Annotated in this window: 1 protein-coding gene and 1 pseudogene; one reads left to right on the top strand and one right to left on the bottom strand. The window is 59.8% G+C overall.

The genetic code is table 11. The features are described 5' to 3' along the window. Positions 1–133 precede the first annotated feature (133 nt). A complete protein-coding gene (locus tag EN893_RS34115; RefSeq protein ID WP_127268337.1) occupies positions 134–1,156 on the top strand; it encodes an acyltransferase in 1,023 nt (340 codons plus the stop codon). Between the two features lie 42 nt (positions 1,157–1,198). Here EN893_RS34115 and EN893_RS39650 read toward each other — a convergent pair. Continuing rightward, a pseudogene (locus EN893_RS39650) lies at positions 1,199–1,357 on the bottom strand (GNAT family N-acetyltransferase); the annotation flags it as partial.

Here is a 1,357-nt window from a genome sequence, read left to right as displayed (position 1 = left end):
ACCTGGAACTGCACCGGCGGCAATCTCGCACTTGCACAAATCCATATTGCACTGCAATATGGATTTGGGCGGGAATGCGAGCCGGGTTCGAAATGTCGTGCCCTTTCGCATGCCTATTTGCGAGAGGATCGGCATGACCGACATTTCCGCGACGCATGTCGTTCCGTCCCGATCCGCCGCCGACAGATCAACCAGAACAAGACTGGCCTATCTCGACGGCTGGCGCGGGCTTTCGATCGCACTGGTGCTGATCGGCCATTTCTTTCCGGTTCCGGGAATCAATCTTGGCGTGCTGGGCGTCGAATTCTTTTTCGTGCTCAGCGGCCGGCTGATGGGCGAGATCCTGTTCATCGAACGCTACCCGCTGAAAAAATTCTTCAAACGCCGCTTCTCCCGCATCTATCCGGCTCTTCTGGTCTTCGTAGTCGTCGCGATGATTGCGCTGTCCGGCACATTCATCGCCTTCAAATGGAAGGCGGCGCTGACGGCGCTGACATTCACCTACAACTATGCCGGCATTCTCGTGACGCGGGCAGGGGCGCTCGACCATATCTGGTCGCTCTGCATCGAGGAGCACGCCTACATCATCCTGGCGCTGATCAGCGTCATCGTCTCAAGTCGCTCTCGCGTGGTTGTGCTGCTCCTGGCGCTGGCCTTGCTGGCCATGGCCAATGGCGCGGTTTCGTACTGGGTCTTCGGGATGGACTACGAAACCACCTATTGGCGCACCGACGTGCACATCGCGTCGATCCTGCTGTCGGCTTCGATCTGCCTGCTGAAGGCCGACGGCATGCTGCCGGCGTTTTTGAGAGGCAAGCATGTGGCCCTGGTGGCGACGTTCTGTGCCGTTGTCCTGTTCCTGGATCAGGTGCCGACGCCGATCCACTATCTCTTCGCGGTGCCGCTGCTGGCTCTGGCCGTCAACGCACTCGATTTCAGCCCACGGTATATTTCCGGATTGCTGTCCTCCTGGCCGATGGCGACGCTGGGTCTGTGGTCGTACTCGCTCTATCTGTGGCAGCAGCCGTTCTACAAATTCGTCTATGAGCAAGGCGTCATGCCGATGCCGATGCTAGCCGCAGTCTTCGCTTGTGCGGCCTGCAGCTACTACCTCATCGAGCGCCCGGCGCGCGAATGGCTCAACCGCAACTGGTGAGCAACAGGGCGTTCAGGCCGTCTTGCGGCGCGCCCGCCCTCTCTATGCCTGCAGCGATCTGACGTAATAGCGCACTGCTTTCTTACCGCCATGGATCACTGCGTCGCCGGCCTCAGTGAAGCCAAGGGCGGCGTGAAAGACATCCGAGGCAGGGTTCGGCGGGTCGGTGTTGACTTCGCAGGTGACCAGATTGTAGCCGGC

The organism is Mesorhizobium sp. M7A.F.Ca.CA.004.04.2.1 (genome assembly GCF_004022825.1).
Classification (GTDB): Bacteria; Pseudomonadota; Alphaproteobacteria; order Rhizobiales; family Rhizobiaceae; genus Mesorhizobium.
Note: the sequence above shows the minus strand (reverse complement) of the source record. Positions and strands in the feature narration are given on the sequence as shown.

Bases quoted from the DNA above. Each gene is read 5' to 3' on its own strand.
- EN893_RS34115 (WP_127268337.1), top strand. From the start codon at position 134: ATGACCGACATTTCCGCGACGCATGTCGTTCCGTCCCGATCCGCCGCC.